This window comes from Rothia sp. HMSC065C03 (assembly GCF_001837295.1).
In the GTDB taxonomy this organism is placed as follows: Bacteria; Actinomycetota; Actinomycetes; order Actinomycetales; family Micrococcaceae; genus Rothia.
The window spans coordinates 1-2,111 of sequence record NZ_KV831969.1 but is presented as its reverse complement, the minus strand read 5'-3'; the positions used below and the strand labels follow the sequence as shown (position 1 = coordinate 2,111).

Below are 2,111 nucleotides of genomic sequence, written 5' to 3'. Positions count from 1 at the left end.
GGGGGGGCAGCGAGCGAGGGCGCTGGCGCGCCCGCTCGGTCGGCGCAAGCGCCTCCCTGCGCCCGCCTAGCGGCGGGCTTGCGCGCTGTCGCGCGCTCTTGTGCCCCCCCTCTAAGCCCCTTATCGGCTCCCTTTTGGGTAGGGTACGTACAGAGGCTTTTGAGGGCCTCTACGGGCCGCCTAGCGCTTCCGGGTCGCCGCAGCCCTGCTGTGTAAAAAGAATGCATTTCCCGTGTAAATAATATGTGACTAATTACATAACACATTGTTTTATTTACACGCGCCCTTTTTCCAATGCCCTCTTGCAGCCCCGCCATATACCCAATTCTTGCCAGTAAATTCAAGGGCTCTACCCTACCTTCCATGCATGATGTACCCCTGCCACCGATACGACATTTTTGAATTTCTTTGGAATTAAAGAATTGCATTCTATGAAGTCAGCTTGACAAGCAAAAGTGCGCCTGTTCTAGAAAATACACACTGTTTTCTGGTAGTGCAGAAACCCGCCCCTGATGCTCTCCCCTCTCACCCTGACAGCGGACCCCATCAGCAGCCGAACCCAACCCCCTGGATGCACCCTCCAGTCAGGTCATCGAGACGGTGGATACCTCTACTCATCTGTATGAGAGGTTGCAGAGGCTACTGGTGTCTCTGCATCTAGGGCATGCCCCATGGGCGTGCATAAGCCTGGGGCGGCTGGGTTGTTCTCTGCTGGCTCGTGAGTCTCTCTACCGGGTACTGGAGACCGTCTACGAGGGTGCATCCGCCTCATACCTAGACGGCTTCAGGGGTAGCTGGATGAGTGGCATAACTAGTGGCACCAAAACTAGCGAGCGCGGCGGCTGCACGGTGCCAGTACTGGCACTCATGCTGGCTGTACTGGGGTACGGGGTAGTCGCGGGTGGCTACTATCTGTGGGCTATAGAAGCGCCGCTGAGGGGTCGATTCTACTCAGAGGAAGCTTGGGCGGGTTTGGGGTTGATGTATGCGCTGGGAGCCCTAGGTAGCCGTCTAGAGCATACAAGCAGGCGATTCAAGATATCAAAATGTGCATTTCGACAGCAATACACAGCCTAGACTCTGGAAAGACTCGCTGACGCATCATCCCGATATAGAGATAGTAAGCACTCCTGAACAATAACTAAGGAGTATGAACATGGAGGTTTTTACCTTGCTGAGTACTATCTCGACCCTCATCTACGTAGTCATGCATGCCGCATCCTACCTCGTATCTACGCTCCTCCTACATCTGTATGGTGCCTCGATACCTGATGACCACCACGCAGCCCTGGAGCATCTTAAGGCGAGCGCGGTGCTGTACAGCTATCGGCTGTCCCGCAGGCTGGTTGATGCGGTTTTTCTGATGCCTCGTCGGCATTGGGAATGGGCTGCCCAAGAGTGTATCGATGCCTATGTGAGCTTGGGGCAGCGTCCTGGGCTGGTACTGATGTTGGTTGTGCTGGCTATTGTTGGTGCGGTTGTTAGGTACTGGGTGCTGGTTTCTGTGGTGCGATGGGAAACGTCCACAGGTACAGGGACAGGTACAGGTGTGGGGACACAATGTACAAGCACAGCCGCTGGGGCTGTTTTGGGGTGGGTTTGTTGGGTAGCTGTCGTAGGGTATCTGCCTGACTTCATGTGCTGGATACTGCAGGTACTGGAGCTGCTGTTCTAGGTGCTCTGCTGAGTAGGGTACGCAAGACAACCCCGAACCATCCTTGCCGGTGGTTTGGGGTTGTTTTATGTCCTGGATGCTCCGGTGACTCGTGTGTAGCGATGGAGACTACGTACAGGTATACCGGACTCCTGATAGTCCACTCATCGACTAGGTCCGGGTACCGTGGACTGTCGGATTGTCCTACTGTCATCCGTCATCCTCGCAAGACCAGGAACGACACACACAACTTAAGATTATCGGCGTCTGGGATGAGGTTGGGGTTTAGGCGTATGGGTGTGTGGAGAGCCTATTGCAGCTCTATATTGACGCCACCTCACCCTTTTCGTGTTCCTGGACAAGAACCATCGTGCAGGGTTGGCTTGTCCAGGAACACCAGGGTTTCAGGGTTGGTGTGCGGGTATGTGGCGGGTGGAGTGAAGCTAGCCCCGGCAGG

Annotated in this window: 1 protein-coding gene; it reads left to right on the top strand. The window is 55.2% G+C overall.

Annotation, left to right across the window (positions count from 1 at the left end):
• Positions 1-1,156: 1,156 nt before the first annotated feature.
• Positions 1,157-1,675 (top strand): hypothetical protein, encoded by a 519-nt coding sequence (locus HMPREF2605_RS00015; protein ID WP_070846593.1) that lies wholly within the window; start codon positions 1,157-1,159, stop codon positions 1,673-1,675.
• The last annotated feature ends 436 nt before the right edge of the window (positions 1,676-2,111 follow it).